26 protein-coding genes are annotated in these 25,978 nt (G+C 37.6%); 15 read left to right on the plus strand and 11 right to left on the minus strand.

Annotated elements, in window-relative coordinates; all coding sequences use genetic code 11:
• The first annotated feature begins 5 nt into the window (after positions 1-5).
• From J0M15_14100 to J0M15_14120, 5 genes are all read left to right on the plus strand, one after another.
• Positions 6-491 carry a hypothetical protein gene (locus tag J0M15_14100; GenBank protein ID MBN8538181.1) on the plus strand — a complete coding sequence of 162 codons (486 nt, stop codon included), beginning with the start codon at positions 6-8 and terminating at the stop codon, positions 489-491.
• On the plus strand, positions 488-883 hold the full coding sequence (locus tag J0M15_14105; protein ID MBN8538182.1) for a hypothetical protein: 396 nt from the start codon (positions 488-490) through the stop codon (positions 881-883). Before J0M15_14100 ends, J0M15_14105 begins: the two co-directional genes overlap by 4 nt.
• Positions 880-1,578: a matrixin family metalloprotease gene (locus tag J0M15_14110; GenBank protein ID MBN8538183.1), complete on the plus strand. Its 699-nt coding sequence runs from the start codon at positions 880-882 to the stop codon at positions 1,576-1,578. Before J0M15_14105 ends, J0M15_14110 begins: the two co-directional genes overlap by 4 nt.
• A 192-nt stretch (positions 1,579-1,770) precedes the next feature.
• Positions 1,771-1,908, plus strand: coding sequence for a hypothetical protein (locus J0M15_14115; protein MBN8538184.1), 138 nt, complete (start codon positions 1,771-1,773; stop codon positions 1,906-1,908).
• 415 nt (positions 1,909-2,323) lie between these two features.
• Positions 2,324-2,860: a hypothetical protein gene (locus J0M15_14120; GenBank protein MBN8538185.1), complete on the plus strand. Its 537-nt coding sequence runs from the start codon at positions 2,324-2,326 to the stop codon at positions 2,858-2,860.
• Between the two features lie 83 nt (positions 2,861-2,943).
• Here the strand turns inward: J0M15_14120 and J0M15_14125 are convergent, their stop codons facing one another.
• From J0M15_14125 to gpmA, 3 genes are all read right to left on the minus strand, one after another.
• Positions 2,944-3,351 carry a hypothetical protein gene (locus J0M15_14125; GenBank protein ID MBN8538186.1) on the minus strand — a complete coding sequence of 136 codons (408 nt, stop codon included), beginning with the start codon at positions 3,349-3,351 and terminating at the stop codon, positions 2,944-2,946.
• A gap of 239 nt (positions 3,352-3,590) precedes the next feature.
• On the minus strand, positions 3,591-4,019 hold the full coding sequence (locus J0M15_14130) for a hypothetical protein (GenBank protein MBN8538187.1): 429 nt from the start codon (positions 4,017-4,019) through the stop codon (positions 3,591-3,593).
• A 173-nt stretch (positions 4,020-4,192) separates the two neighbouring features.
• The gene (gpmA, locus tag J0M15_14135; GenBank protein ID MBN8538188.1) at positions 4,193-4,939 is read right to left on the minus strand and encodes a 2,3-diphosphoglycerate-dependent phosphoglycerate mutase; all 747 of its coding nucleotides are present in this window, start codon (positions 4,937-4,939) and stop codon (positions 4,193-4,195) included.
• A 177-nt stretch (positions 4,940-5,116) separates the two neighbouring features.
• On the opposite strand from gpmA, the gene J0M15_14140 reads away from it, so the two are divergent.
• From J0M15_14140 to J0M15_14155, 4 genes are all read left to right on the plus strand, one after another.
• Positions 5,117-7,846 (plus strand): 2-oxoglutarate dehydrogenase E1 component, encoded by a 2,730-nt coding sequence (locus J0M15_14140; GenBank protein ID MBN8538189.1) that lies wholly within the window; start codon positions 5,117-5,119, stop codon positions 7,844-7,846.
• The gene (gene odhB / locus J0M15_14145) at positions 7,843-9,051 is read left to right on the plus strand and encodes a 2-oxoglutarate dehydrogenase complex dihydrolipoyllysine-residue succinyltransferase (protein MBN8538190.1); all 1,209 of its coding nucleotides are present in this window, start codon (positions 7,843-7,845) and stop codon (positions 9,049-9,051) included. The genes J0M15_14140 and odhB overlap by 4 nt, the downstream gene beginning before the upstream one ends.
• 32 nt (positions 9,052-9,083) lie before the next feature.
• Positions 9,084-10,493, plus strand: a complete 1,410-nt coding sequence (lpdA, locus tag J0M15_14150) for a dihydrolipoyl dehydrogenase (protein MBN8538191.1) — start codon at positions 9,084-9,086, stop codon at positions 10,491-10,493.
• An 82-nt stretch (positions 10,494-10,575) separates the two neighbouring features.
• Positions 10,576-11,136 (plus strand): Hsp20 family protein, encoded by a 561-nt coding sequence (locus tag J0M15_14155; GenBank protein MBN8538192.1) that lies wholly within the window; start codon positions 10,576-10,578, stop codon positions 11,134-11,136.
• Between the two features lie 9 nt (positions 11,137-11,145).
• On the opposite strand, the gene cysK is transcribed toward J0M15_14155, so the two are convergent.
• The 5 genes from cysK to J0M15_14180 form a co-directional block, all read right to left on the minus strand.
• Positions 11,146-12,123, minus strand: a complete 978-nt coding sequence (gene cysK, locus J0M15_14160) for a cysteine synthase A (GenBank protein ID MBN8538193.1) — start codon at positions 12,121-12,123, stop codon at positions 11,146-11,148.
• Positions 12,124-12,125: 2 nt separating this feature from the next.
• Positions 12,126-12,602 carry a hypothetical protein gene (locus J0M15_14165; GenBank protein MBN8538194.1) on the minus strand — a complete coding sequence of 159 codons (477 nt, stop codon included), beginning with the start codon at positions 12,600-12,602 and terminating at the stop codon, positions 12,126-12,128.
• Positions 12,603-12,697: 95 nt separating this feature from the next.
• Complete coding sequence (locus tag J0M15_14170) at positions 12,698-13,909, minus strand: DUF1343 domain-containing protein (GenBank protein ID MBN8538195.1); 1,212 nt, start codon at positions 13,907-13,909, stop codon at positions 12,698-12,700.
• A gap of 7 nt (positions 13,910-13,916) precedes the next feature.
• Positions 13,917-14,552 (minus strand): hypothetical protein, encoded by a 636-nt coding sequence (locus J0M15_14175; protein MBN8538196.1) that lies wholly within the window; start codon positions 14,550-14,552, stop codon positions 13,917-13,919.
• A gap of 18 nt (positions 14,553-14,570) precedes the next feature.
• Complete coding sequence (locus tag J0M15_14180; protein MBN8538197.1) at positions 14,571-16,502, minus strand: LTA synthase family protein; 1,932 nt, start codon at positions 16,500-16,502, stop codon at positions 14,571-14,573.
• A 76-nt stretch (positions 16,503-16,578) separates the two neighbouring features.
• On the opposite strand from J0M15_14180, the gene J0M15_14185 reads away from it, so the two are divergent.
• From J0M15_14185 to J0M15_14210, 6 genes are all read left to right on the plus strand, one after another.
• Positions 16,579-16,800 (plus strand): BolA/IbaG family iron-sulfur metabolism protein, encoded by a 222-nt coding sequence (locus J0M15_14185; protein MBN8538198.1) that lies wholly within the window; start codon positions 16,579-16,581, stop codon positions 16,798-16,800.
• A 13-nt stretch (positions 16,801-16,813) separates the two neighbouring features.
• Positions 16,814-17,119 carry a Grx4 family monothiol glutaredoxin gene (grxD, locus tag J0M15_14190; protein MBN8538199.1) on the plus strand — a complete coding sequence of 102 codons (306 nt, stop codon included), beginning with the start codon at positions 16,814-16,816 and terminating at the stop codon, positions 17,117-17,119.
• A gap of 80 nt (positions 17,120-17,199) precedes the next feature.
• Positions 17,200-17,409 carry a DUF2892 domain-containing protein gene (locus J0M15_14195; protein ID MBN8538200.1) on the plus strand — a complete coding sequence of 70 codons (210 nt, stop codon included), beginning with the start codon at positions 17,200-17,202 and terminating at the stop codon, positions 17,407-17,409.
• A 48-nt stretch (positions 17,410-17,457) separates the two neighbouring features.
• Positions 17,458-18,831, plus strand: coding sequence for an FAD-binding oxidoreductase (locus tag J0M15_14200; GenBank protein ID MBN8538201.1), 1,374 nt, complete (start codon positions 17,458-17,460; stop codon positions 18,829-18,831).
• A gap of 301 nt (positions 18,832-19,132) precedes the next feature.
• Positions 19,133-19,399 carry a glutathione S-transferase N-terminal domain-containing protein gene (locus J0M15_14205; GenBank protein ID MBN8538202.1) on the plus strand — a complete coding sequence of 89 codons (267 nt, stop codon included), beginning with the start codon at positions 19,133-19,135 and terminating at the stop codon, positions 19,397-19,399.
• A gap of 152 nt (positions 19,400-19,551) precedes the next feature.
• Positions 19,552-20,682, plus strand: coding sequence for an ATP-binding protein (locus J0M15_14210; protein MBN8538203.1), 1,131 nt, complete (start codon positions 19,552-19,554; stop codon positions 20,680-20,682).
• Here the strand turns inward: J0M15_14210 and J0M15_14215 are convergent.
• Genes J0M15_14215 through J0M15_14225 form a run of 3 tightly spaced genes read right to left on the minus strand, consistent with a single transcriptional unit; the run spans position 20,663 to position 25,825 of the window.
• A complete protein-coding gene (locus J0M15_14215) occupies positions 20,663-23,758 on the minus strand; it encodes an efflux RND transporter permease subunit (protein ID MBN8538204.1) in 3,096 nt (1,031 codons plus the stop codon). The two genes, J0M15_14210 and J0M15_14215, sit on opposite strands and share 20 nt — an antisense overlap.
• Before the next feature lies 1 nt (position 23,759).
• Positions 23,760-25,199, minus strand: a complete 1,440-nt coding sequence (locus J0M15_14220; protein MBN8538205.1) for a hypothetical protein — start codon at positions 25,197-25,199, stop codon at positions 23,760-23,762.
• Positions 25,196-25,825, minus strand: a complete 630-nt coding sequence (locus J0M15_14225) for a TetR family transcriptional regulator (protein MBN8538206.1) — start codon at positions 25,823-25,825, stop codon at positions 25,196-25,198. The genes J0M15_14220 and J0M15_14225 overlap by 4 nt, the downstream gene beginning before the upstream one ends.
• Positions 25,826-25,978 lie beyond the last annotated feature (153 nt).

Below are 25,978 nucleotides of genomic sequence, written 5' to 3' on the forward strand. Positions count from 1 at the left end.
TAAGTGTGAAATATATTTATATTCTTTTAATTTTTATCGGTTCTACTGCTTTTGCCACAATTGACATTGGAGTTGGAACTTCCAGTTATACTTCAGGGCGAGCCGCACCTACCTTGGCCTTAGGGGTTGATACGGGAAACTGGGGCCTATTGTACAGAAGCGTTGGCGTTCAAACGACTATTTATTCTCAAAATTCTTGGACTATCGCAGGCATTAAAAATATTTACGCTGAAAAAATGGGCATCACAACAGCATTCATGGGTGCTGGTCTTGGCACTTGCTATATTTTGCGTTCTTATAGACAATCACCTTCCTCGACCACAGATTCCTATAATGAAACTGTCATAGGTCCCCATTTGCTATTTAAAATTCAATTTGGTCCTGCCTTTTTGGCTTTTGATACTCTCCTTGGGCTCTCTACAAATATTGTTCAGCATATTTTACTGAATTTTCAAGATGTCTCGCATATAACATTTGGGATTTCGTTGTGAAATTATTAGTTATTCTGATTCTTTCTTTTTTTATTTTCTCTTTAAACTCTGTAAATGCCGAGCCAATGCAAAGCCGCATTGGACATCTGTACTGGGGATTAGGTCCTAACTTTGGCCTTTTAGGAAATGCTCGCTTAGGTTTTGGAAGCGTGGAATTAGGGGTTCTGCAAAATACAGGATTTGGGATCGTGTATGTGAATAGAACTCAAACGTCTTTGTTTTTTCAAATTGGCGCCCTGACGACTGATGGTGGCGGCGGTATCATTGGCGGGGGCGGTATGGAGTGGAATACAACCTCTTTTTTTAGATGGAGAACAGATATCACGGTCAGCACTGACAAAGCTTTTCAAACTCAGGGGTTTGTTAGCTTCGGGGGAGTTTTCATTTTATGAACAAGCTTACAAAATTTTTTACATGGCTTTTCATTCTTTTGATGTCTTTTGGTTTTCGTGTGTTTCCTGGTAAGTGGGATGTTTCAAAATCGGACCCTACTATCTGGATAAAACTATGCAGTGGCTCAGCGATAGTCGAAGAAAATGATATTACCGAAAATGACCCCTTGGCCGGTATTTCAGGATTAACTTTCAATCAAGTTATTCAATCTGTGATCGATGATTATAATAATGTTCCCAGCTCTTATTTAAGATTAGCACTTTATCCGTCTGATCCTAACAATCCAGGGACTCCTGCTGCAGGCGATTCATCCTTTACGACGGCTTTGGCAGAAAAAAGAACGATCGAAATTTGCTTTGGCGAAACCAATCCCACCGCTGGCATTTCTGGAGGCTATGCTCAACCAAAATACGAAGGTGGCAATCTTATTGGCTGTAACATTCAGGCAAAAAGTGAATACGCCAAAAAAGCTAAATTCTTAACCCATCTTTTAACACATGAACTAGGACATTGTTTTGGGCTTATGCATCCTCAAGAGGGCACTAAATCTGTTATGTCGTATTTTTACAAAGATCTGATACTGCGCTTAAAAAATGATGACTATGCAGGGCTTTCTTATAAATATCCTGAGGATGATGAATACTCTAAAGAGTCCTACACTATGGGTCTTTCAGGATGCTCCCCCAAGAACTGATTTTTGAGTCTAGACTCTGATCCAGATTCTATATTATTCATAGACTATTTTTAGACAACTTTTATTTTTTTAAATGAAATTTAATATTACGCTTTACAAATACAGCTAGAGTTTTTCGAATGTCTTTTTATAAAATGCTAAGAGAAAATTTAGCAGCATTATTAGAACCAGTGGGTGGTTCTGTTTTGTGTGATGGAAACGACTAGTCATGAAATGGCCAATGTCGTTGCTAAAACTGAAAAGCATTCGGAGAGTTTGTTAGATCAAGCAAAGCATCTTCAAGAAATTACGAACACCTTGTCTTTCGTCGTCGTTCATAGTAAAAATTAACAACATTAAATTCGAGTTTAGACTAAGTTTTAAAATTAGTTTATACTTAGTACCTTTCAATCAAGTATTTCCTTTGTGTCGTCACTTTCAATATTACATGAATATTACATGAATATTATATGAAAATTACTTTAAGAAAAGTGGTAAGATTCTTCACTTTAGAAATAGTTGCAGTTGAAAATCTCCACATGAAAGTCCAAACTTTCCCCAATTGTAAATTGTAAGTGACTGAAACCTCTTGAAAAAAGTCGGCATCCCTATTGCTTTGTTACACTTCTCAAATACAGCCACTTAAGAGGCACGAACGCTTTCTAAAGGTGGATTTTTTGTTGAAGCAATCTTCTTGGAGGCTTTAGAGGATACTTCAAGTTTCCCAGTTGAACTGTAATAAAAAAAATTTAAAAAAGGAGAAAAAATGACAAAGATTCTAGTGGTTCTGTCAGTATTAGTTTCTGTGGGTCTTTCAATTTCTGCATATAGTTGGACGACGACTCAAGATGCTGCAAGTAGACTGGGTGCCGAGCAAGTTAGAGAGATTACTTTCGACAAAAACTCAAGTAACCTTTCCGATTCTCTAAAAAAAGATATCAGGGAAGTAATAAATGAGGCATCTCAAAAAGGGAAGATTGTTGAAGTGAAAATTTTAGCCTGGTCCGATAAAGAATACCCTCCAGAAAATGGGAAACAAACAAAACAAGAAGTTGGCCTTGCAAAAAACCGTCTTAAAACACTTAAAAAGTTTTTAAAAGATGAGTTAAAAGTTTCGAATGTTGAAACTCACAACATGACAGAACGTCCGAATGCACTACAAAAATTACTTAACACCAATGATGCCAAAGTAAAAACTGCAGCAGAATCAACAGGTGCTGCTCCGACTGACGGCAATACGGGATTATTTGAAATGAAAGCACAGGCCTCAAAAGCTTCAATCATGGTATTCATGAAAAAATAGGAATTATTTAAATTCTATTCAATTCCATTCCATTCTTTGCGGAGTCTCTTGGAATATGGGTTCGATGATTTTTTTCAGAGCCTTTACTTGTTACACCATGAAGCCTTACCAAAAAATGTTCCGTTATTAGAGTCATCAACACCTACACCTAAATCATTATTTTTATATGTAAATAAATAAAAATTTGTTGTTTTATTTTTGAACAAACCTGTATAGCTCATCACGGATGCAAGATTTGATTCAGTTATTCCAGAATAAGTGAAATATCCTCCAGTCGTAGGGAGACTATTAGATTTAATGTTCGACATCTCTACAGGCGCTTTCGGGAATTGAGAAGAAATAAAAGTTAGCTTCCCATCAAACATATTCACAGTTAGCGTGAATTTATTTTTATTGTTAAAGTCGCAAACACTCAATTGCGAGTCTTTAGCAAATGAAAATGAGGATAACAAAAGAGTCATAGCCAAGGGTAAAAATAGTTTCTTGTTCATAAATTCTCCTTTATAAAATAATAATTCCACGGGATTTATCTCCCACTTTTCAGTCTGTAAGATTAATCAGTAAGATTAAACTGGAGCGTAATATAAATTATTTCTTTAAGGTTTTCACCTGTAGAGATTTAGACAGAATGACAATTTGGGCGCGGCTCAGGCCCCGGCACGCAGTGGCGCTACCTTCTCTACCAGAACGTTGGGTTAGGTTACATTACATGCCAAAACCAGTGGTCAGATTATTTTGCTTTTAATTTTTCGCCTAAGATTTTTAGTTTTCCTGCAATTTCATGCATTTCGTCGGTATTTCTGAGGTTTAAGGGTTCATCAAATTTATTGCTAATTAAGCTTTCGACATATCTGTTGATGGCAATGAAAGGACCTACAAAACGGTGAGTGATGATTAAACTTGAGAAAAAAGTCACAATAAAAGACATCAGAAAACAGATGATCCCAAGCTGAATCGTAAAATCAGTCATGTTTTTTAATAGCCCCATATCAATTTCATAATCAGCTTGAGTTGAAGTAAAACTTTTAAGCTGATAAACAAAGATTAAATTGGTTAATAATATAACACCAGAGACAAACAAGGAATTTAATATGGCGTACTTAAATTGAATTCGGGGATTGGATACAAAACCAAAATAATTTCTAGCAGGGCTTGCCATTAAATTCCTCCAAACAAATTTAATTCTATAGTTTAAGAGCCTGACCCCAAAAGGTCAGATACAAGGCGTGATTCCGTCAAAAAATTCGTGGAGGCTTACTTTATGTAAGTTGGAACGAATTTTTTGACGGGCCAACGAAGTAGATGACCCTTTGGGGACAGGCTCTTTAAAGTCTAATTTTTTTTACCTTGGTTAGCAACAGATTGAATGGCTTTTTCTACCTCTTCAGGATCACCTAAAAATTTCTTAGAAATTACTTTAAAGCTTTCGTCCAGCTCATAAGAAATGGGAATTCCTGTTGGGACGTTGACTTGCATGATTTCTTCAGGACTGAGACCCTCTAAATTCATAATTAAGGCTCTTAAAGAGTTCCCATGGGCCGCAATTAATACTTTTTTGTTCCTTTTTAAATCGGGAACAATTTTTTCAGTCCATAGAGGAATAAATCGAGCGACGGTGTCTTTCAAGGATTCAGAACCTGGTAGGTCCTTCAATGCCACATTTTTATAACGAATATCATTTTTTGGATGCCGGGCATCCGTTAGGCTCATTTCCGGGGGGGGAACATCATAACTTCGGCGCCAAATTTTAACTTGTTCCTCGCCATGTTGTTGAGCCATTTCCGATTTATTCAGGCCTTGCAAATTTCCATAATGTCGTTCATTCAAACGCCACTCCTTTAGGACAGGCAGCCATACTTGATCTGTTTCTTCCAATATAAAATCTAAGGTCTTAATTGCCCGCTTCAATACGGAGGTATAGGCCACATCAAAAATAAGGTTCTCTTTTTTTAAAGCCTGACCGCCCTTTTTTGCCTCCATCATTCCTTTTTCTGATAATCCAACATCATGCCAACCTGTGAATCTGTTTTCTTGATTCCAAATACTTTCCCCGTGTCTAACAATAACTAATTTATGCATATTTTTTCCTCATTCTTCTTCTGGTCCAATACTTGGCTTCAATCTAGTATAATAAATAAAAAAATCAAGATACAATAACGTTTGTTATAAAGATCTTGTAAGTCATAGAGCATTAACTAGTGACGAATACATGACTCTTTGAAAAATTGTTCTGAAATCAGAAAGGAACCACCCTCCATGAGTTCAATCACCCATGCCAATTTACAATATATTGAATCCCTCTACCAGGATTACCAGGCAAATCCTGAATCTGTTTCTCTTGAATGGAAACGATTTTTTGAAGGTGTTGATTTTGTTCAAGGTGGCGCCCTTGGGCTTTCTGAGAAAGAATTGGATGTCTATCATTTGATTCAAGCTTATAGAAATTATGGTCACTTCGAGGCTTCGCTTGATCCCTTATCTAACACGCCCCCTTCGAGTGAACAGCTCTCACTCAAAAAATTTAATCTCAATGAAAAAGATTTAGAATCTAAATTCCAAATCGGCAGTATCGTTGGCAAACCCAACGCCAGTCTCAAGCAAATCATAGCTCATTTAAGATCGGTTTACTGTGGACGCTTGACGGTCCAGTGTGCCGAGGCTCTGCCCGAAGTTCGCAATTGGTTTATCAAAGAATTTGAAATTGAAAATCCGAAATTTAAGCTCACTCCTTCAGAAAAAAAAGAAGTCTTTCATTCTGTAGCCAAAACAGAAGCCTTGGAAAAATTTATCCATACCAGGTACGTGGGAACAAAGAGATTTTCAGTTGAAGGTGGCGATTCTTTAATGCCCATGTTAGAAAGCTTGGTCCAAGAATGCACGACACTTAAAGCTGAGGAAATCATGATTGGCATGGCCCATCGAGGGCGTGTAAATGTGCTTGCAAATTTTATGGGTAAGGGTCTTGAATATATTTTTGCTGATTTCAATGGACCTACCGAGCTGGCTGAACCCATTGATGATTTTGATGGAGATGTTAAATACCATTTGGGTTATGTCGCTCAAAAAGAAACTCCCAATGGAGTGTGCCAGGTGACCTTAGCCTACAACCCCTCACATCTAGAGGCCGTCAATCCTGTGGTTTTGGGGATGACCCGGGCGGCGCAAAGAAGACGTAAAGACACAAAGGAAAGAAAAAAAGTCATCCCTGTCCTGATTCATGGGGATGCCGCCTTTGCCGGTCAGGGTGTCGTGCTTGAAACTTTTCAAATGGCTCATGTTAAAGGTTATACTGTCGGCGGAACTCTACATATTGTAGTCGACAATCAAATTGGCTTTACGACCAATCCTGAAAACCATCGGTCTTCCCACTATTCTTCCGATGTGGCGAAGGTCCTAGCGACTCCTGTGTTGCACGTCAATGGAGACGATGTGGAATCCTGTGTGCGGGCCATGAAGATGGCCTTGCGATTTCGTCAAGAATGGGGTCGCGATATGGTTATCAATATTGTTTGTTACCGTCGATTTGGTCACAATGAAGGGGATGAACCTGCTTACACTCAACCATTAATGTATGAAATTATTAAAACTCATCCCACCTTGCGCGAAATTTATGGAAAGCAATTAATCAGAGAAAATATCATTGATCAGAAATATTTTGAGGATTTTTATCAGAAAAAAATCGATGACATTCAATTAGTCTATGAAAATACAAAAAAAACTCCACCCAAAAACAAACCCTATAAATTTGATGGTTTTTGGAAAGGTTTCAGGAAGGGTTCGAAATCTGATCTCGAAAAAGAAGTGAACACTCAGTTTGATCTTAAAAAATTAAAAGAACTTTGCAAAATTATTTCTGAGGTTCCAGCAAACTTCACACCTCATCCTAAATTGGTGAAGGGTCTTCTTGAAACAAGAAAGTCCATGTCTGAAGGTAAACAACTTCTGGATTGGGGAACCGCCGAACTTTTGGCCTATGGGTCGTTATTATCTGAAGGAACCTCCGTCAGGCTTTCAGGACAAGATTGTGTCCGTGGAACTTTCACCCATCGCCATGCCGCACTTTACGATTTTAAAACAGGCGAATCCTTCAAGGCCTTAGATCAAATCAAAGGGGATAAGGTTGAGTTTTGTGTTTATGACTCCATTCTTTCAGAATATGCCGTTCTGGGTTTTGAATATGGAAATGCCACCTGTGATCCTACCTTCTTAACTATTTGGGAAGCTCAGTTTGGTGATTTCTGTAATGGAGCTCAAATTATCATCGACCAATTTTTATCAGCCGGAGAAGCGAAGTGGATGCAAATGACCGGACTCGTCTTACTTCTTCCCCACGGTTATGAAGGGCAAGGTCCTGAACACTCCAGTGGACGGTTAGAGCGATTTTTACAGCTCTGCGCCAATGGAAACATGCAGGTTATGAACCTGACAACTCCAGCTCAAGTTTATCATGCATTAAGAAGGCAAATGAAAAGAGATTTTAGAAAACCCCTTGTTGTGATGTCGCCAAAATCTTTATTACGTCACCCCCGTGCGGTTTCCAGCTTAGAGGACCTAGCTCAAGGAAAATTCCAGGAAGTCATCAAAGATGATAGTGTTAAAGATAATAAAAAAGTAAAAACTCTCGCCTTTGTTTCTGGAAAGTTATTCTATGAATTGCTTGAAGAAAAAGAAAAACAAAAAAAAGAGGATCTTGCCATTGTTCGCGTTGAACAGATTTATCCTTTTCCTGAAAAACAAATTTTAGAAGTGATCAAATCCTATTCTCAGTTAACCAGCGTGGTGTGGACTCAGGAAGAACCCAAAAATATGGGTTCTTACCAGCATGTTTATTTTAAATTTATGGACATGTTCAAGAAAGAGAACTTAAATTGGAATTTGAAATATATCGGACGACCCGAAAGATCTAGCCCTGCCACAGGTTCAATCTATCGACACAAAACCGAACAAAATGAAATCATTCAAGGTGTGATGAAGGAGTTAGTATGAATATCGAAGTCAAAGTCCCAGCTGTTGGAGAATCGGTGACGGAAGCAACTATTGGAAGTTGGAATAAAAAAAATGGGGAGTTTGTTAAAAGAAATGATGTTTTATTGCTACTCGAAACAGATAAAGCCAGCGTTGAAGTGGTCGCTGAAAATGAAGGAACGATTCAGATACTCGCGGCCGCTGGACAAGTTGTGAAAATTGGTGCCACCGTAGCCTCTATCGATACAGAGGGAAAAGCTTCGGCAACGACCACGGCATCCTCCACTTTGGCATCGCCTACAGCGGCAACAGCTCCGACACAAACTTCAGCAACACTAAGTCCTGCGGTTCAAAGAATCGTCACCGAAAATAATTTAAAACCTTCGCAAATTTCTGGAACGGGTAAGGACGGCAGATTGACTAAAGGGGATGTCTTAGCCGCCATCGATACAACGAAACAAGTGCCTGTACCTACGAAAGCGGCGGCGGTGAATTTATTTCCAACAAGCTCTCGACAAAGCAAGCAAGGGGATAAAAAAATTATTCCGATGACCACCATCCGCAAGAAAATTGCCGAGCGATTGGTTGAAGTGCAAAACACAGCGGCGATTCTCACCACTTTTAATGAAATTGATTTATCAAAACTCAATGAGATTCGAAATAAGTATAAAGATAAATTCAAAGAGAAATACGGAATCTCCTTAGGAATGATGGGTTTGTTTACCAAAGCGGCTATCGAGGCCCTTAAAGCCTACCCAGCCGTGAATGCTTTTATTCAGGGAACTGATTTGGAATATCATAATTATTACAATATTGGAATTGCAGTGAGCACCGAAAAAGGCCTCATGGTCCCTGTGATAAAAGACGCAGACCAGATGTCGCTACCAGAGATTGAAATGGCCATCAGAGAATTTGCTTTAAAAGCAAGGGATGGAAAAATTGGAGTCGATGATTTAACCGGTGGTACTTTTTCAATTACCAATGGGGGTGTCTTTGGCTCTTTGATGAGCACTCCGATTTTGAATCCTCCCCAAAGTGCCATCCTAGGAATGCACAAGGTGGAAGATCGGGCCGTTGTTATCAATGGTAAAATTGAAGTGAGACCTATGATGTACGTAGCACTTTCCTATGATCATCGGATTATTGATGGCAAAGAAAGTGTTAGTTTTTTGGTTAAGATCAAAGAAGGGGTTGAAGATCCTGAAAGACTTCTCATTGGAATTTAAGACGTCTTTCAAATTTAAGGAGAGCAAATAGAATGAGCGAAACTCAATATGATTTGATTGTTATTGGCAGCGGACCCGGTGGGTATGTTGGGGCCATTCGAGCGGCGCAATTAGGCTTAAAAACGGCGGTTGTGGAAAAAGATAAAAATTTTGGTGGCACTTGCTTAAATGTAGGCTGTATTCCCTCTAAGGCCTTGCTGGAATCCAGCGAACACTACCAAGCGGCGCTCCACGAGTTCAAATCCCATGGAGTTGAAATTTCGAAGGTGGATTTAAATTTATCACAAATGCTTTCTCGAAAAGATAAAGTGGTTCAGCAAAATACCGAGGGCATAGCCTTCCTCTTTAAAAAAAATAAAATCACGCCTTACAAGGGATATGGAAAAATCACTCAACCAGGTACGGTGCAGGTAACTGCGAGCGATGGTACAAGTACTGTTTTAACAGCTAAAAATATCATGATTGCCACGGGCAGTGTCCCTTCCGAATTGCCCTTTCTAAAATACGATGAAGAAAACATTGTTTCCAATACGGGTGCCCTCACTTTAAAGCAAGTCCCTGCCACCTTGGTAGTTGTTGGTGGCGGTGTGATTGGCCTTGAGCTGGGATCTGTATGGGCTCGACTTGGCTCTAAAGTCACGATTATAGAGTACACCGATCGTCTGGGAGGCACCACTGATGCCGAATGCATGCAGGTTCTAAAAAAGAATCTACAAAAAGAAGGTATACAATTTTTGATGTCTACAAAAGTCTTTGCCGCAGAGAAAACGAGCAAAGGCATTGACATTGAATATGAATCCTTAACCGACGGGAAGAAAAATAAAATTTCTACAGAGGTGGTTTTAGTTGCCACGGGGAGAAAACCCTTTACTCAAGGCCTTGGCTGCGAAGAGCTTGGAATTCAGAAAGACCCTCAGGGGCGCATCAGTGTTGATTCCCACTATCAAACAAATATCAAAGGCATTCATGCAATTGGAGACGTCATTCACGGTCCAATGCTCGCTCATAAAGCTGAAGAAGAAGGCGTCGCCTTGGCTGAATTACTTGCTGGAAAAGCAGGGCATGTTAATTATAACACCGTCCCTGGCGTTATCTACACTCATCCCGAAATTGCCACGGTTGGGATTTCAGAAGAGCAAGCAAAAAAGGAAGGGCTAACCGTAAATATTGGAAAATTTCCATTTTTAGCCAATGGCCGCGCTCGAGCGAAAGGTTTTACGGAAGGTTTTGTAAAAATCATTGCGGATCAAAAGACAGATAAAGTTTTAGGTGCTGCGATTGTTGGTCCCAGCGCTTCTGAAATTATCCACGAAATTGTAGTTTGTATGGAGTTTGGTGGAAGCAGTGAAGACCTAGCACGCAGTTTTCACGCCCACCCCACCCTCAGCGAAGTCATCAGGGAAGCGGCCCTGGCGGTGGATAGACGACAACGACAAATGTAACTGCGATAGCAAAAAAAATGATAGTGAGCCATTACAGATAGTCATAAAATTAATAAAGATCGTATTAAAAAAGGGAATTTAGATGAATCAATCAAAGCGGCTAGGAATTTTTCTATTTGTATTGGGAGTTTTAACAGGATCTTTTTCGGTACTTATTTTGAATTATTTTAAACCTTTTAATACTAAATATGGGAATATCCGTGAATTACTAAGAAATAATAAACCAAAATCATTAGCAGATCTTTTAATGGGTGGCAGCCCCTTTGAAGAGTTCTCAAAAAAATTCTCAAATTCGATGGATGAAATGGATAATGAAAAGCCCAATGAAGATCCGCAAAATTTTCATTTTAATTTTGGAATAAATAGTGATCAACAGATAGAAACTAGTGAAGATGAAAAGTTTTACTATTTCACCCTAAAATTAAATGACCTCAAAGCAAAAACTCTCAATGTGAATGTAGAGAATAACCAAGTCATTATCCAGGCACAATTAGAAAGTAGCCAGTCGGATGAAAACTCATCTCACTCGGTCTCTCAAAGCTTCACAAAATCCTTCCCTGCGCCACCCAATGCCCAATTAGATAAAATAGAGGTGGAAAATAAAGATTCCAAAGTACTCATTAAAATCCCCAAGACTCAGTAGAAATTCTCGTTATAAATACTTCTCGTCAATGCTTGCAACAGGAAGACTTTCTGCCTGTTCTCGCTCTGCCTGAGCGAGCAAAGTCGACAAGTATCTTTCGGTATAACTGGGAACGATAACCACAATCTTTTTTCCAGCATTTTCAGCTTTGGCAGCTATTCTGAGGCCAACAGCAATGGCAGCTCCCGAGCTTATGCCTACAGGGATTCCTTCTTTTTTTATCACTTCACGGGCCGTGCTTAAGGACTCTTCGGAAGAGACCTGCTCAACAGCATCGACAATTTTAGAATCATAATTTTTAGGAATAAAACCGGCTCCAATCCCTTGAATTTTATGAGGTGAGGGTTTACCTCCACTCAACACTGGGGACTCCGTTGGCTCCACGGCAATGACTTTTACAGAAGGTTTTTTTGCTTTTAAAACACTTCCAATTCCCGAGATGGTGCCGGCGGTTCCTACTCCACTCACCAGAACATCCACTTGACCGTCGGTATCACGCCAGATTTCGAGCGCTGTGGTTTCTTTATGTATTGCGGGATTGGACGGGTTATCAAACTGAGACGGCATAAAGGAATTGGAATTTTTTTCGTTTAATTCCCTTGCTTTGGCGACAGCACCTTTCATACCTAAAAGACCTGGTGTCAAAATCACCTTGGCACCCAAGAGCAATAACAAAGTCCTTCTTTCTTTTGACATGGTCTCTGGCATCGTCAAGGTTAAAGAATACCCTTTGGCGGCACAGACAAAAGCTAATGCAATACCTGTATTACCACTTGTAGGCTCAATGACTTCCATTCCTAATTTTAATTTTCCACTGAGCTCAGCTTGCTCGATCATATTTAGACCAATGCGGTCTTTGACTGAACCCAAAGGGTTAAAAAATTCTAATTTTAAAAGCAATTGTCCAGGTAAATCCTTACCTAATCGTTGCATTTTAACCAAGGGTGTTTGTCCAATTGTTTTGGTAATGTCTTCAAAAACTCTCACAGCTATATTCCTTTTACTAAAAATTTAAAATATTTCTGAGGGGCAACATCTAACTCCATCTTCATTCCTGTTGAATCTTTAACGGATTTAATCGTTGGATTCTTTCCTGGCCTAAAATCTTTTTTTAATTCATACAAGACATGTTTTTCTTCACCGGTTGTCTCGCTAAAATAGGGAACATCAAAAGACTCAATAATTGATTTTGAAGGAATAAATCCTTTTACGGCGTTGATTTGCTCGATAATACAGACAGGACAATTTGTAAAAGTATATTTGACTTTTGGATTTGAATTTATCCAAAGTATCCAATTTCTAATTCCCATGGAATTAATACTGGTGATTTTTTGACAATCCACTTTGACAGCTTTGTTTGGATGAGACTTTAAATTACTTAAAGAAAAGGACTCATCAATAATACCTTCAAAATAAAAAGTTACAAAAGTCAGCTCTTCTACTTTTTTAAAAGAAAACTTTGGCAAAAAAACTCCTGAAACTCATTATGAGTAATTCAAACAGCACTCATCAAGGAAAAAATTTAGAAATAAAAATTTATAGACTTCGCATGAAGGTAACTTCAGTAAAGCAAGTATTTCGTTCTTTCCTTAAGCCAATTTCTTTCATCCTCTTGACACATTTTTTCAAAATCTGAAATTTGCGAGTTTGGATTATCAACCCATTCCCTTAACAACGTACTTCCATTGATAATGTCTATGGCTAACTTGTCATCAACATACTCGTAAGAAAAATTTCTCCAAATTGGGTACTCAGGGTAAATAACTCTCAAAGATTTTAAAAATAAAACAACAAGCCTATATGGCTGGAATTCTTCTTCTTTATAAAAACTACCATCGACATGGATTTGAATTCCGCTGCAAAGTTCTTTCTGATGTTTATTAAATGTAGGCTCAAAAAAACAAGGTCTCAACAAACAGCCTTTCATCCATTGTGGAGCCATTTCATTCATGAGTTTCAATACCTTGGTCATATTAATTTCTGGAGCTCCAAATAATTCTAAGGGTCTCGTCGTTCCTCTTCCCTCAGAAAGGGTGGTCCCTTCAAACAGTACGGTACCAGGGAAACATCGAGCCATAAAAACATTCGATGCGTTGGGGCTTGGATTTACCCACGGTGTGTTTTCAGGCCATGGTTTTTTAAAGCCGTAATTTTCCATTTTAATCAATTTTAATTCCAACTCGAATTTAAAATGATCTTTAAACCAAAAAGCGATTTCACCCAAGGTCATTCCGTACCTCATGGGAATTTCAGCGGCCCCCACAAAACTTTGCCAGCCCTGGCGTAAGGTTAAGCCTTCGACTTGTCTGCCAGCTGGATTTGGTCTATCCAGAATCCAAAGTTCTTTTTGATGGGCCTGACAAGCTTCCATCATGTAGAGTAAAGTCGTAAGAAAAGTATAAATACGAGTTCCCACATCCTGCAAATCGAACAAACAGACATCAAAGGAAGTCATCCACTCAGATTTAGGTCTTCTCACTTTTCCATAAAGGCTATAGACTGGAATTTTATGGATCGGATCAAGATAATCGTCACTTTCAATCATGTTATCTTGTTTTTCACCCCTCATTCCATGCTGAGGACCAAAACAGGATACCATTGAAAATCCATTATGGATCAAAGCATCCAGGCTGTGGGTTAAACCTCTCGTCACGGAAGCTGGATGAGCCACCAAGGAAACCCTTTTATTTCTTAAATCATTTTTAAGTTGAGAGTTCGAAAGTAAAACATCTATTCCAAATTTAAAATCTTGATGATGGCTATCTATATTCATATTCAAATTATTTCATTTTTTGATAAATTGTAAAGTTATTAGAGTCATGAAAGTCTGGCTTTTCTAAAGAATGTTGTTGAGACCAATAAGTGATCTGTTCTTCGCATACAATGATGGAACAAAAGTTAAATTCAAGCTCATCACCGACTTTAAATAAAGGATTTAAGTCTATTTCTATTGCTAATTTGGAGACTCCGCTTGAGCTTAAGTCATAGGAGTAATTCCTGGCAGGAATAAAAGAATACCTAATTTTTTGAATTTTATCTTCAATTTGAATTGGACTCCGGTATTTCACAAATTTATAAAAATTCCAATTGCCGAGGGTGTTAACATTGAATTCAAAATATTTTTCCTGATTTTGTTTTTTAACAAAAAACTCAAAGCAAGTTTTTTTCCACAATTCATCCATTTGATAGGAGCGATCAAAGGTGGTTTGTTTAAGTAAGTTCAAATCTTGAGATAGAGGGGGGTAGAAGGAGTCCATTTTTCTTTGTGGGTCTTCTATTAAAAAGTTAATTTTAAGAACTCCAGACTCAATTTCTGCCTGAACTTGAATTTTAAACTTTTCAACAGCTTCGCTGTTTCGATTTGCTTCGCTGTTTCGATTTGCTTCGCAATAGGGTCTTAACGTGATAGTTTTCATTTCTTACTCATGATCTCCTTATTTATTTGGGAAATACAATCGATTGTCCCACAATCCCTTATTAAAATACTGAATGGAGGCTTTGAGCTTCCGGTCTAGATGATCCACATCTTCTTTTTTTTCTAACTCCAAATTATCTGTTTTGAGATTCCAGTCTGTAGAATCAAATATTTTTACTGGATCCCTTTGATTCCAAAAAAGAATATTTTTTTTATTTATTAAGAAATAGTTGCCATCTTGAAAAAGTGTCACCGTTTTTTCAGGATCTGGCTTAAAAACACTTTCTCCTAATAAAATCTTTTGTTTCATTGGCAGGTTTAAAAAATCCATTACTGACGGCAAAATATCGATATGCTGGACAGGTAAATCTAAATCAACTTGTGGCCACTTAAAATGGGGATGATAAAATAGAATAGGAACTTTGTATCTGCCTATTTCATTATTAAACTCAGGGAGTAAATTCTTTTGGGTATGATCAGCCGTAAAAATAAATAAAGTATTTTTAAACCATTTTTGATTCTTGTAAGTTTCAAAAAAGATTTTTAATGCGTAATCTGTGTACTGAATAGACTCTAATATTTCCAATGGTCCTTTTATAAATCTTCCTTTTAAAGCCTCAGGAACCGTGTAAGGATGATGAGAACTTAAGGTAAACAAAGCCGAAAAAAATGGTTTTTTTCCGGCCCCCAATTTTTCGCCAAAAAATTTTAAAAAGGGCTCATCAAATATTCCCCAGACTTTATCATTGTCGTCACTTATCCCAGGATATTCGCTTGCCCCGAAATATTTTGGAATTCCTGCACTGTTAATGAATTTGTCAAAATACATAGTTCCATTATGGCCCCCATGAAAAAAGCTGGTTTCATAACCCAAAGGCTCTAACAGTGAACCAGCCCCTAAAAAGTAATTTGAAGAAAATTCTGATGAGATAAATGGCTCACTCATCATCGCTGGTATTCCTGCCATGATCGAAGATATTCCCTCGATAGACCTTCTTCCATTGGCAAAGGCATTTTTAAATAATAATCCCTTTTTAGCTATATCATCCAGAAAGGGGGTATAACCTTTTTGATTATTTACATCTCCCATAAATTCAAAGGCGAAACTTTCAAGAATAAAAATAACCACATTTTGTCTTTCTAATGGCCGATGTCCCTCAAGTAGAGATTTTTTTTCTTTGTAACCATTCAGAAGGGAGAAATACTCTTCTTCTTTGGCGTAAAATTGAACAGGAGAAATTTTGTCTTTATCTGCACTTTTAATTATGGAAAAAGTGGAGTTCAAGACCAGATTATTCAGTACCGGAGAGGTAAACACACTTGCAAAAACAAAATCGATGGGTTTTAATTGTATGCCTCCTCTAGCAAAAACAATCAATGGAATCAAAAATAGAAAATGGGTCAAGGCATAGGAAAGTTTTGAGTTTTTAGGATCATTTTCAAATTTTATAACCTTAATAAATCTCATCAGAAGATAAATAAATCCAAGAATCATGAGACAAATAATAAAAATCCAGAACCCGTAGGTAGAAAAAAAACTGGTCATTTTCCCTTTGGCTTCGGTAAAAATAAAAAGACCAGCCAAAGTGACTCGCCTGCCAATAAAATTAAAAAACTCGATATCAATATAATTTAAAATCCAAAAAGGAATTTGAATAAGAAGTACCGAAAAAAGGAAAAATTTTTTCCAAGTCCGGGATTCCAACCAAATACCAACAAGAAAGGTCAAGAGAAACGCGGGTAAAAACAATAGTCCCACAGCACACAAATCAAATCGTAGACCTATAAAAAATGCATAGGTGATATCAATGAAATTCATATTTTTGAATTGGTTCCAATTCCAATACAAAAAACAAGCCCTCAAAACAGAGTAACTGAACATTAAAATTATCAGAGCCCAGAAATAAACCCTCAAAAGTTGCCAATTTAAAATTTTTTTTTCGAAATTCATTTCTCTATTCTTTAACACAATAATTTTGCCCATTAGTCTTGCATTTAAATTAGTTTTTATGTTATAGGATCAGCCTATGACTCAAGACGAACTTTTATTAAAGTTAAAATCAAAGTACCCTCAAGCTCATATTAAAGTCCATTCAGAGGACAATGTCCATTTTGAAGTTTATATCGAGAGCAGTTCTTTTGCCGGCTTAAGTCGTATTGAACAGCATCAACAAGTCATGATGGCTGTTGATCAAGAGCTTAAGAGCGGGGAATTGCACGCCATCGCCATCAAAACAAAAATTATTTAAATGAGGAGCTTCTATGCCGTTAGTTAAAGAAAAAATCGATAATCTATTAAATGAAAACAAAGTAGTTCTCTTTATGAAAGGGACGAAAAATTCTCCTATGTGTGGCTTTTCTGCCAGAGCCTGTGCCATTCTTCAAGACCTGGGTGTCCACTTCCACGATGTCAATATCCTGGAAGACGAAGAAATGAGAGCTGGAATCAAGGAATATGGTAACTGGCCAACCATTCCACAGCTTTATGTACATAAAAAACTAGTAGGCGGTTCTGACATCATGATGGAAATGTACGAGACTGGCGAGCTTCAAGATTTATTAAAGTAAACCCTGTTTAAAATAACATCCTATGAGAGATAGGACAGCCTAGGAATTTTAAATATGAAATGTAAATATGAAATGTAAATATGAAATGTAATCTAGCTACTTGGGACCGCATTTTAAGATTTCTCCTAGGAGTTTTGACTCTTGCCTACGCCATTGCTGGCGGCCCTCCATGGCTTTTTCTTGGAATTTATTTTATTTTTACCGCCGCGTGGGGATTTTGCGCCCTCTACGCTTTTTTTAGGATTCAGACTCTAAAAGGCAATGTTTCAAGGGAGTTCTTTAAAAAATAGTTCGAACCAGAGATTGAAATTTTGAGTAATTTCCTATTAAATGCCCCTATGAATTTATTAAAATTAAACCTCGCTAAAAATCAAATTTCTACTGATCCTGAACAATTAAAAATTTATGGAAAGGATTGGACAACTTACTTTGATATTCAAAGTTCTGCCCTGGTCTTCCCCGAAACCACTGAAGATGTTGTCCAAATTGTCCAGTGGGCCAATAAAGAAAATGTAGCTCTGGTGCCCTCGGGCGGTCGAACAGGATTATCTGGCGGGGCTTGCACCATCCAAAATGAAGTGATTGTTTCCTTTGAAAGAATGAACCAAATTTTAGAATTTGACTCCTCTGAAAATTCAGTTGTTTGCCAAGCGGGAGTGATCACTGAAGAACTGCAAAATTTTGCCAAAAGCAAAAATTTATTCTATCCGGTTGATTTTGCCGCCCGTGGCTCCTCGCAAATTGGAGGAAATATTGCGACTAATGCGGGTGGAATTAAAGTGATTCGCTATGGTCTTACCAGGGACTGGGTCACGTCCTTAACGGTTGTGACTGGAAAGGGTGAGGTCTTAAAACTCAACAATAATCTTGTTAAAAATGCGACCGGTTATGATCTGAGACATTTATTTATTGGGAGCGAAGGCACCTTGGGTTTTATCACCGAAGCAACCATACAACTTACAAATCCGCCACCTCCCTTGGAAGTTCTTTTACTGGCATGTAGTTCTATGGAAAATGTTCTTCATACCTTTAGACTGTTCAATCAAGAAACTTCACTGTCTGCTTTTGAAATGATCTCGGATATCGCTCTTGAAAAAGTTCTACTGAATACTCATTTGCCTTCCCCTTTTGAAAATAAATATCCTTTTTTTCTCCTTGTTGAAATAGAAAAACCCTCTGAAGAAGCTGAAAATAAAATTCAATCCACCCTAGAGACAGCCTTCACGGAATCCTTTATCACAGATGGCTTGATCGCTCAATCAGAACAACAAGCCAAGACGTTTTGGCGCTACCGAGAAGATACCAGTGAATCCCTAGCTAAATTTTTTCCTTATAAAAACGATATCTCTGTCAGAATTTCTAAAATGATTCCCTTTATTGCTGAATTGGAAAATATCATCAAGACACATTATCCTGATTGGACCGTTGTCTGGTTTGGTCATGTAGGGGATGGAAATCTTCATTTAAATATCTTACGCCCGCCAGAAATGACAAAGGAACTTTTCGTACAGGAATGTCGTAAAGTGGATATTGAAATTTTTCAATGTTTGAAAAAATATTCTGGCAGTATCTCTGCAGAACATGGTGTCGGCTTAACAAAAAAGAATTTTCTTCACTACAGCCGAAGTCCCGAAGAAATCCAAATTTTAAAACAGATCAAAAAGATTTTCGACCCTCAAGGTATCATCAACCCTGGGAAACTTTTGGATTGAACTTTAGGCAGAAAAAAGAAAACCAGCACTTCGGTCAGCACCACAATCCTACTGAACTCCACCCACGGGATTAACAGAAGTTTTTTGACTTCATTTTTATCTTGAAGAGCCTTAAAAACAGGAGGTGGATTTTTCAAAAAACGAGAAAAATCCACCTCCTTTTTTTGTCCATTAGTGAAGGTAACTACGAGATTACTGGATACCAGGATGATTCAACAGCTAGAACTTGACTTGTTTGCCGCTTAGGAAATAAAAACAAAAAATCATTCTGGATTATTTTTAAATAAGGAAAAAATCGACTATGAAGCAAACAGCAAAAATTGTGATTTATACTAAGGTCCCTTGTCCTTATTGCGATAGGGCCATCAATTTATTGGAAGAAAAGAAACTAGATTTTTCTGAAATTGATCTTACAGACAAACCGGATGAAATTCAAAAAATTAAAGACCAAACAGGATGGCGAACAGTTCCTATCATATTGATTAATGATCAAGTCATTGGCGGTTATATGGATTTAAAAGCACTCGATGAAGAAGGAAAATTAGAATCCCTGCTTTATTCCAGGTAATTAGCGGTTGAGACTTTTTGGTATCCTTATTTTCTTAAATATTGCCATCTTTAGCTACTCCAAACGCAATTAAACTTTCGTTTAGAGTAGCTAAATGAAAGTTTAGTTGCGTTTGGAAAAGGAGCTTGATACTCTTAAGTTGGGGGCCCGTGGTGATCAATAGAACTTTTTGGGAAGATAAGATAGATGCTTTGTGGAAAGAAAAAAATCTGATCTGGATTGCAGGAGTCAGGCGTTCTGGAAAAACAACTCTATGTAAAAATTTAAGATTGCCAATATACGACTGTGAACTAGGCTCTGTTCGTCTTCAGCTCGAAGACCCAGAGACATTTTTTACTAATATGAAATCACCGGTTATTGCTCTTGATGAAATTCATAAATTGCCTGACCCATCAAATGTTCTTAAAATTGCAACTGACCATTTTCCTAAAATAAAAATTATTGCAACAGGTTCGTCCTCTATTCAAGCATTGAATAAATTTAAAGACTCCTTAACGGATAGAAAAAGAATTCTTTTTTTTACCCCAATGAACTCTGTCGATTTAAAAGACTTTGGATTAAGTCTTAATGAGAGAATGATAAAAGGAGGTTTGCCGCCGGCAATTCTGTCCGAACGCTTTAATGAAAACTTTTATCAGGATTGGATTGATTCCTTTTGGGCTAAAGATATTCAGGAGCTTTTTAAAGTCGAAAAACGTCATGGTTTTATAAAGTTTTTTGAACTTTTAGCCCTTCAATCTGGAGACTTATTTGAAGCTACGAGATTTTCTAGTGAATGTGAAGTGTCTCGACCTACAATTCAGAAATATCTTGATATTTTGGAGTTAAGTTTTATTGCTTATCGATTGCGTCCTTTCCATAAAAACTCAGGAAAAGAAGTCGTTGCGGCCCCAAAAGTTTATTTTTTTGATACAGGATTTATCAGCTATTTTCGCGGTATTTCTCAGCTGTCTAGTGAGCTTAAGGGACATTATTGGAAAAATCTAGTGCTTAATGAACTTCTATCTTTCTATCATCCTGATTCAATTTATTATTGGCGAGATAAAAATCAAACTGAAATAGATTTTATTTTAAAACTAAGAGGGCGTGACCCTGTTACCATAGAATGCAAATTGCAAGCAAAATCATTTGCAACCAACCGGGTGGAAAGTTTTAGAAAAATTCATAACGGAAATGAGAACTGGTGCATTGCAACTGATATTAAAGACTCCTATTCTAAAGACATAAATGGGCATCAAATTAGATTTTTAAATATTCACCATCTTAAAGATCTTGTGAAGTAAGAATCTTTCCTTTTATCCATTGACCCATATTTTCAATATATCCAAATGCGGCTGGTACCACGATAAGTGTTAATAAGGTTGAGCTCGCAACACCTCCAATGATGGCAACCCCCATGGATTGTCTCTGCGCTCCAAGCTCCGTCAAACCAATAGCAATAGGTAAGGTTCCTGCTATTAATGCCAGAGATGTCATCAAGATGGGACGAAGGCGGGTCTTACAAGATGTCACTATCGCCTGGTTCATGTCCATTCCTTGATCTAGAAGTTTCTTTGAGTAATCCACTAATAGTATCGAATTTTTAGCCACCACTCCTAAAAGCATTACAATCCCAATTAATGAAAAAATATCAATCGTTTTATGGGTGATAAATAAACCTCCCATCGCGCCACTTACGGCTAAGGGCAGAGCTAACAAAATAGTGATCGGTGTGATAAAGCTTTCGTACAGTGAAGATAATACCAGATAAATAAACAGAATTCCTAATCCCATTGCTAACATCATATTTGCCATTAAATCTTTAAAATCTTCTGCTTGACCTACGAAGGCGTACTCGACTCCCAGGGGTGGTTTTAACTCTGCCTTTAAAAGTTGCTCAATCTCTTGAGAGGCATCACCGAGTCGCCCATTGGCATCCAAATTAGCGGTGATAGCAATAAATCTATTTTTATTTTGTCGATTTATTTGTGAGTAACCAAAACTATTTTCGCCTTTAGCCACTTTATTTAAAGCTATCATGTTGAAATTAGAATTAGGAAGAAAGGTTGAGTTAAATTGCGTTCGCAAGTCTCTGTCAGCCTCTTGAAACCTAAGTCGTACTTGATATTCAATACCATTCTCTCTGAAAATGGCAGGTTCAGTGCCTTCAGTGCGAGCTCGCAACTCGGCCCCTGCTGTGCCTGTGGAGATGCCTAATGACTCTGATTTTTCTCGATCAAAGCGAACATGATATTCCGGTTTTCCACTTCGAAAATTGGTATCGACGTCCACAAATCCTTTAATTTGAGAAATTCGAGATTTGAGTTTGTCTGCAAATTGAGTCAGAACCTCCAAGTTTTCACCCGTTAAATACAGATTTAATGGTTTTTGTCCTGCACCTGAAATATCAATATCAGTTACGGCCAATACAGCTTCATCATGAAAAATCTTTAATTTTTTCCTGATAATATCCTTTAACTCAGTTGTGTTTGCCTTTCTTTTATTCGCTGGAACTAGTTTAATTAAAAAGTTTCCTTTATTCCCTTCTCCTTCATTGTTTCCTACCGTTCGGGCTACAAAATCTATAGCCGCTTCCGTACGAATCAAGTCTTCCACTTTTTTCATAAATTTTTCTGTTTCAAAAATCGAAGTTCCTACGGGTTTTTCCACACTGACTGCAAATTCCCCGATGTCATTGGGAGGCAGAAAAGTTTTAGGCACATATTTTCCCAATACCAATGAAAAAATAAAAACGATCAGTGCAAGCAACAAAACGGATTTACGGTACCTTAAAGTAAAAATAATTGTTTTTTCATACAACCGCTCAAGACCGGTCTGCAAGCGATCAAACTGTGCCAATAGTTTGGCTATGGGTCCTTTGCCTTTTTCATGTTCATTTTTTGTTGCTAGATAAGCTGACATCATTGGCGCCATGGTAAAGGCATCAAATAAGGATATCAGCATCGTAAAAACAACGGTCAATCCAAATTGACGAAAAAACTGACCGACCATCCCTTGAACAAAAGCAATTGGACCAAAAACCGCAACAACAACCAAAGTCGTTGCGATTACGGCTTGGGCGACCTCCGCAGTTCCTTCAAGAGCCGCTTGAAAAGGTTTTTTACCCATTTCTAAATGTCTAAAAATATTTTCTCGTACCACAATGGCATCATCAATTAACAATCCCACGGCAAGGGACAATGCCAGAAGTGTCATGATATTAATTGAAAATCCCATGATAAACATAATGACAAATCCACCTAAAAGAGAGTTTGGTAACGCCATCCCAGTGATAAAGGTAGATCTTACGGACCCTAGAAAGAAAAAGACAACGACAATACATAACAAGATTCCAAAAGTGATGCTTTCTTTGACATCAGCGATATTCAGTCGAATAGGTATAGAGGAGTCTCTAATGAGAATTAATTTAGCATCTAAGTTTTTGCTTTTTAAATACTCATTGATCTTTTCCATGCTCGCTTTAACCGCATCGCTGACGGCAACTGTATTGGTTCCACTTTGTTTGAAAACATCAAGAAAAATAGCGTTCTGATTGTCAATACTTGAAATTCTTTTGACATCAGCTAAAGATCTTTCAACCTGGGCAATCTCTTTTAACTTAACAGAACGATCGGAACCAAGAAAATTAATTGAGATATTTTTGATTTGTTCTAAATCAGCAAATTCCCCTAGGGTTCGCATCACTGTTTCTTGTTTTAAGGTTTCCACTTTGCCAATGGGAACATCTTTTGAGGTCTCCTCAATTCTTCGAGAGACTTGTAACATGGATAAATTTCTATCTTGCAGTTTAGTTTTATCTACTGAAATGTGAATCTCTTGTTTTCTACCGCCAATGATATTTAGCTGCCCCACATCGGGAATTCGTTCTATTTGCGCCTTTATCTGTTCATCAACAATGTCATAAATTTTTGCGGCATCCATCTTAGAAATAACGGCTAAGGTGATAACGGCTTGGTCGGCAGGATCAAAACGTCGAATGATAGGCTCTTTAATATCATTTGGTAGTTTTCGTCGCACATTGCTGATTCGATTTCTTACCTGCTGTTCCACTTCCTTAATATCCGAGCCTAGTTTAAATTGAAGGATAATAATGGAAGCGGAATCTAAATTATTTGAAGTGATAGTTTTTAGTCCAGACAAGGAGCCCAATTCATCTTCAATAGGTTTGGCAACTTGTTTTTCAACATCGACGGGAGAAGCTCCCGGATAGGCTATTTGAATAAAAATCGTTGGAAAGGTCACATCTGGAAATAAATCCACGGGCATTTTTTTCAAACAAATATAACCTAAAATGAGCATCAAACTCACTACACATGTAATAAAAATAGGACGCTTAATGGATAGCTCAGCTAAATTCATATTATTCCTTAATCTCTGTAAACAACAGTCCCTGAGTTTCAAGTTTTCGTTGCTCGGCTTTCAATTTGATGAGACTTAGTTCAGATTCGCTTGCCTCTTGTTCTGAAGTGATAACCTGAGAGGTAATCGATCGTCCTTTCGCTAACTTATCTTGCTCCGCCTTCGCTCGTTCTCGTTGATATTCGGTAACTTTAGCTAGAGCATTGATTTTGTTTGTAAGTTCATTAAATCGCCGATTTAATTCGTCCCACAAAGTTTTACTTTCAATTTGTTTTCGTTTTAGCTTCAACTCACTGACTAAAAGTTCTTTTTCAGATTGCAAGGTCAGTGCATTCTTTGCGTCGGTCCCCCATAAATAAGTCCAGGTCAATGCCAATTGGGTTGTAGGGGTTTGGGTTTTTGTTAATTCCCCTCCTAAAGAAAAAGCGGCTTTCGTTGTGTCATAGGCGTTGGTGTTGTACGAAGCTGAAAGTTGTAAATCAGACTTTTGATTTTCAGAAATTTCATTGACCAGAGATTTTCTGAGGGCTGTTTCTAATAAAGAAACTTGAATTTCCATTCGAGAAATATTTTTTATTCCAGGCAAATAATGGATCAGTGATCGGCTTTTATTAATATCGCCAACAAAACCTGGGCTCACTTCGTTTTCTTTCAATTCTAAAAAATCTCGTACTTTTTGATTATTGCTTTTCTTTTCGTCTAAGCTCGAAATTAATTGTAATTCTCTGCTCGCTTTTAAAGCTTTGGCATTCATTAAGTCAGCTCTATCGGCGATACCATCGGCATACCTTTTTTGGATCCAATTTTCAATTTTAGTTGCTCTTTGTAAAGAAGCTTCTCGCTGAAGGACTTCTAGATCTAAATAAAGTGAATCCCAAAATAACAATTCCGCCTCGAAAACTTGCTGCTTTTCTTGTAATGTTAATGATACTAATTCCAGATCTTTCTGGATGACTTCTCGTTCTCGCCGGATAGAAGTTAAGCGTCCCCAGGAATCTTTCAATAGCGATTGCGAAAGACTGACCCCCAAGGATCCTGTTGCATACTTAGCGTAGGAAGAAAAGATGGGGCTCTGAATCCCATTGTTTTCAACTTCCATTAAATCTGTGGAAATTTTTATCTGCGTCCCTGTAGCTAATTTCTGACTTAATCCCAAAGAGTATTTTTTACCCAAGGATTCATTAGCAGATAATTGACTGGGTTGTTTTTTATCTGATAAATACCCGGCACTTAAAAACAAAACAGGAGCGAGGGAAATATCTCCACTTTTCTGCTTTAACAACGAGGCTTCCTTGGACTCTGGATATACCCTAAATAAGGTATTCTTTGCACGGATATTAAGGATGAATTCTTCTAAGCTCATAGGCTTTTGTGATTGTGCTGAAGACATCATTACGGTTAAAGTTACAAAAATACTAACTATCATTCTATTTTTTTTCACACGATGATCCCTTTAAAAAAAATTTCATAAATGGATTGAATAAATCTAATTCTATCCTTTGGAAAAACAAAAGTATTTGCCATCAAATCCCATTTACATTCCTTTTTCGACATAAAACCCCATATCGATTCCGTCAGAAGAATAAAAAAAACTTTTATTGGAATCTTTTTTTTTATTATTTTTTTTTGTTGAGCTTTTTTCATAATCGACTCAAGTAAGACAACTAATGGCTTAATAGATTCATTATGAATTTCTTTAGCAAATGGCATTCCTTCTAAGGTTTCCCGCTGCATGATTTTGGCAATATATGGATTTTCTAATCTCATATCCACAAAGATAGAAATAAATTTTTTCATTTCTCTTTCAAAAAGAATTTCATTTAAATCCTCAGCGGAAAGACCTTGGATAACCTTATGAATTTTAGATGAAATTAAAAGGGAATGTTCTTTGATGATAGCTTGATACAAGCCTTCTTTGCTACCAAAATAGTAACTTATCTGACTCACATTCTGCTTGGATTCCTTAGCTATGTCTCTGACGCTGACACCCTCAATACCATAATCGGCAAAAAGCCTAAGTGACTTTTCCATGATAACACTTTTTGCGCTGTTTTCCTCAACTTTCATAGACATGACCACCATTTCAAACGATTGTTTGAAATAAGTCAATCAAATTCAAGCAATCGTTTGAAATTGAGAATTCTATTTAGACCGACCTAAGTCGAAATTTGAAATTAAATTCAGACTAAGCTCACGACAGAAGCTATCAATTCCAGCCAG

The organism is Deltaproteobacteria bacterium, from assembly GCA_017302835.1.
Lineage (GTDB): Bacteria > Bdellovibrionota > Bdellovibrionia > Bdellovibrionales > Bdellovibrionaceae > UBA2316.

Excerpts from the sequence above, each read along its gene's own strand:
- J0M15_14110 (MBN8538183.1), top strand. The coding sequence starts at position 880 with ATGAACAAGCTTACAAAATTTTTTACATGGCTTTTCATTCTTTTGATG.
- J0M15_14115 (MBN8538184.1), top strand. The coding sequence starts at position 1,771 with ATGGAAACGACTAGTCATGAAATGGCCAATGTCGTTGCTAAAACTGAA.
- J0M15_14120 (MBN8538185.1), top strand. The coding sequence starts at position 2,324 with ATGACAAAGATTCTAGTGGTTCTGTCAGTATTAGTTTCTGTGGGTCTT.
- J0M15_14125 (MBN8538186.1), bottom strand. The coding sequence starts at position 3,351 with ATGAACAAGAAACTATTTTTACCCTTGGCTATGACTCTTTTGTTATCC.
- J0M15_14130 (MBN8538187.1), bottom strand. The coding sequence starts at position 4,019 with ATGGCAAGCCCTGCTAGAAATTATTTTGGTTTTGTATCCAATCCCCGA.
- gpmA (MBN8538188.1), bottom strand. The coding sequence starts at position 4,939 with ATGCATAAATTAGTTATTGTTAGACACGGGGAAAGTATTTGGAATCAA.
- J0M15_14140 (MBN8538189.1), top strand. The coding sequence starts at position 5,117 with ATGAGTTCAATCACCCATGCCAATTTACAATATATTGAATCCCTCTAC.
- odhB (MBN8538190.1), top strand. The coding sequence starts at position 7,843 with ATGAATATCGAAGTCAAAGTCCCAGCTGTTGGAGAATCGGTGACGGAA.
- lpdA (MBN8538191.1), top strand. The coding sequence starts at position 9,084 with ATGAGCGAAACTCAATATGATTTGATTGTTATTGGCAGCGGACCCGGT.
- J0M15_14155 (MBN8538192.1), top strand. The coding sequence starts at position 10,576 with ATGAATCAATCAAAGCGGCTAGGAATTTTTCTATTTGTATTGGGAGTT.
- J0M15_14170 (MBN8538195.1), bottom strand. The coding sequence starts at position 13,909 with ATGAATATAGATAGCCATCATCAAGATTTTAAATTTGGAATAGATGTT.
- J0M15_14175 (MBN8538196.1), bottom strand. The coding sequence starts at position 14,552 with ATGAAAACTATCACGTTAAGACCCTATTGCGAAGCAAATCGAAACAGC.
- J0M15_14180 (MBN8538197.1), bottom strand. The coding sequence starts at position 16,502 with ATGAATTTCGAAAAAAAAATTTTAAATTGGCAACTTTTGAGGGTTTAT.
- J0M15_14185 (MBN8538198.1), top strand. The coding sequence starts at position 16,579 with ATGACTCAAGACGAACTTTTATTAAAGTTAAAATCAAAGTACCCTCAA.
- grxD (MBN8538199.1), top strand. The coding sequence starts at position 16,814 with ATGCCGTTAGTTAAAGAAAAAATCGATAATCTATTAAATGAAAACAAA.
- J0M15_14195 (MBN8538200.1), top strand. The coding sequence starts at position 17,200 with ATGAAATGTAATCTAGCTACTTGGGACCGCATTTTAAGATTTCTCCTA.
- J0M15_14200 (MBN8538201.1), top strand. The coding sequence starts at position 17,458 with ATGAATTTATTAAAATTAAACCTCGCTAAAAATCAAATTTCTACTGAT.
- J0M15_14205 (MBN8538202.1), top strand. The coding sequence starts at position 19,133 with ATGAAGCAAACAGCAAAAATTGTGATTTATACTAAGGTCCCTTGTCCT.
- J0M15_14215 (MBN8538204.1), bottom strand. The coding sequence starts at position 23,758 with ATGAATTTAGCTGAGCTATCCATTAAGCGTCCTATTTTTATTACATGT.
- J0M15_14225 (MBN8538206.1), bottom strand. The coding sequence starts at position 25,825 with ATGAAAGTTGAGGAAAACAGCGCAAAAAGTGTTATCATGGAAAAGTCA.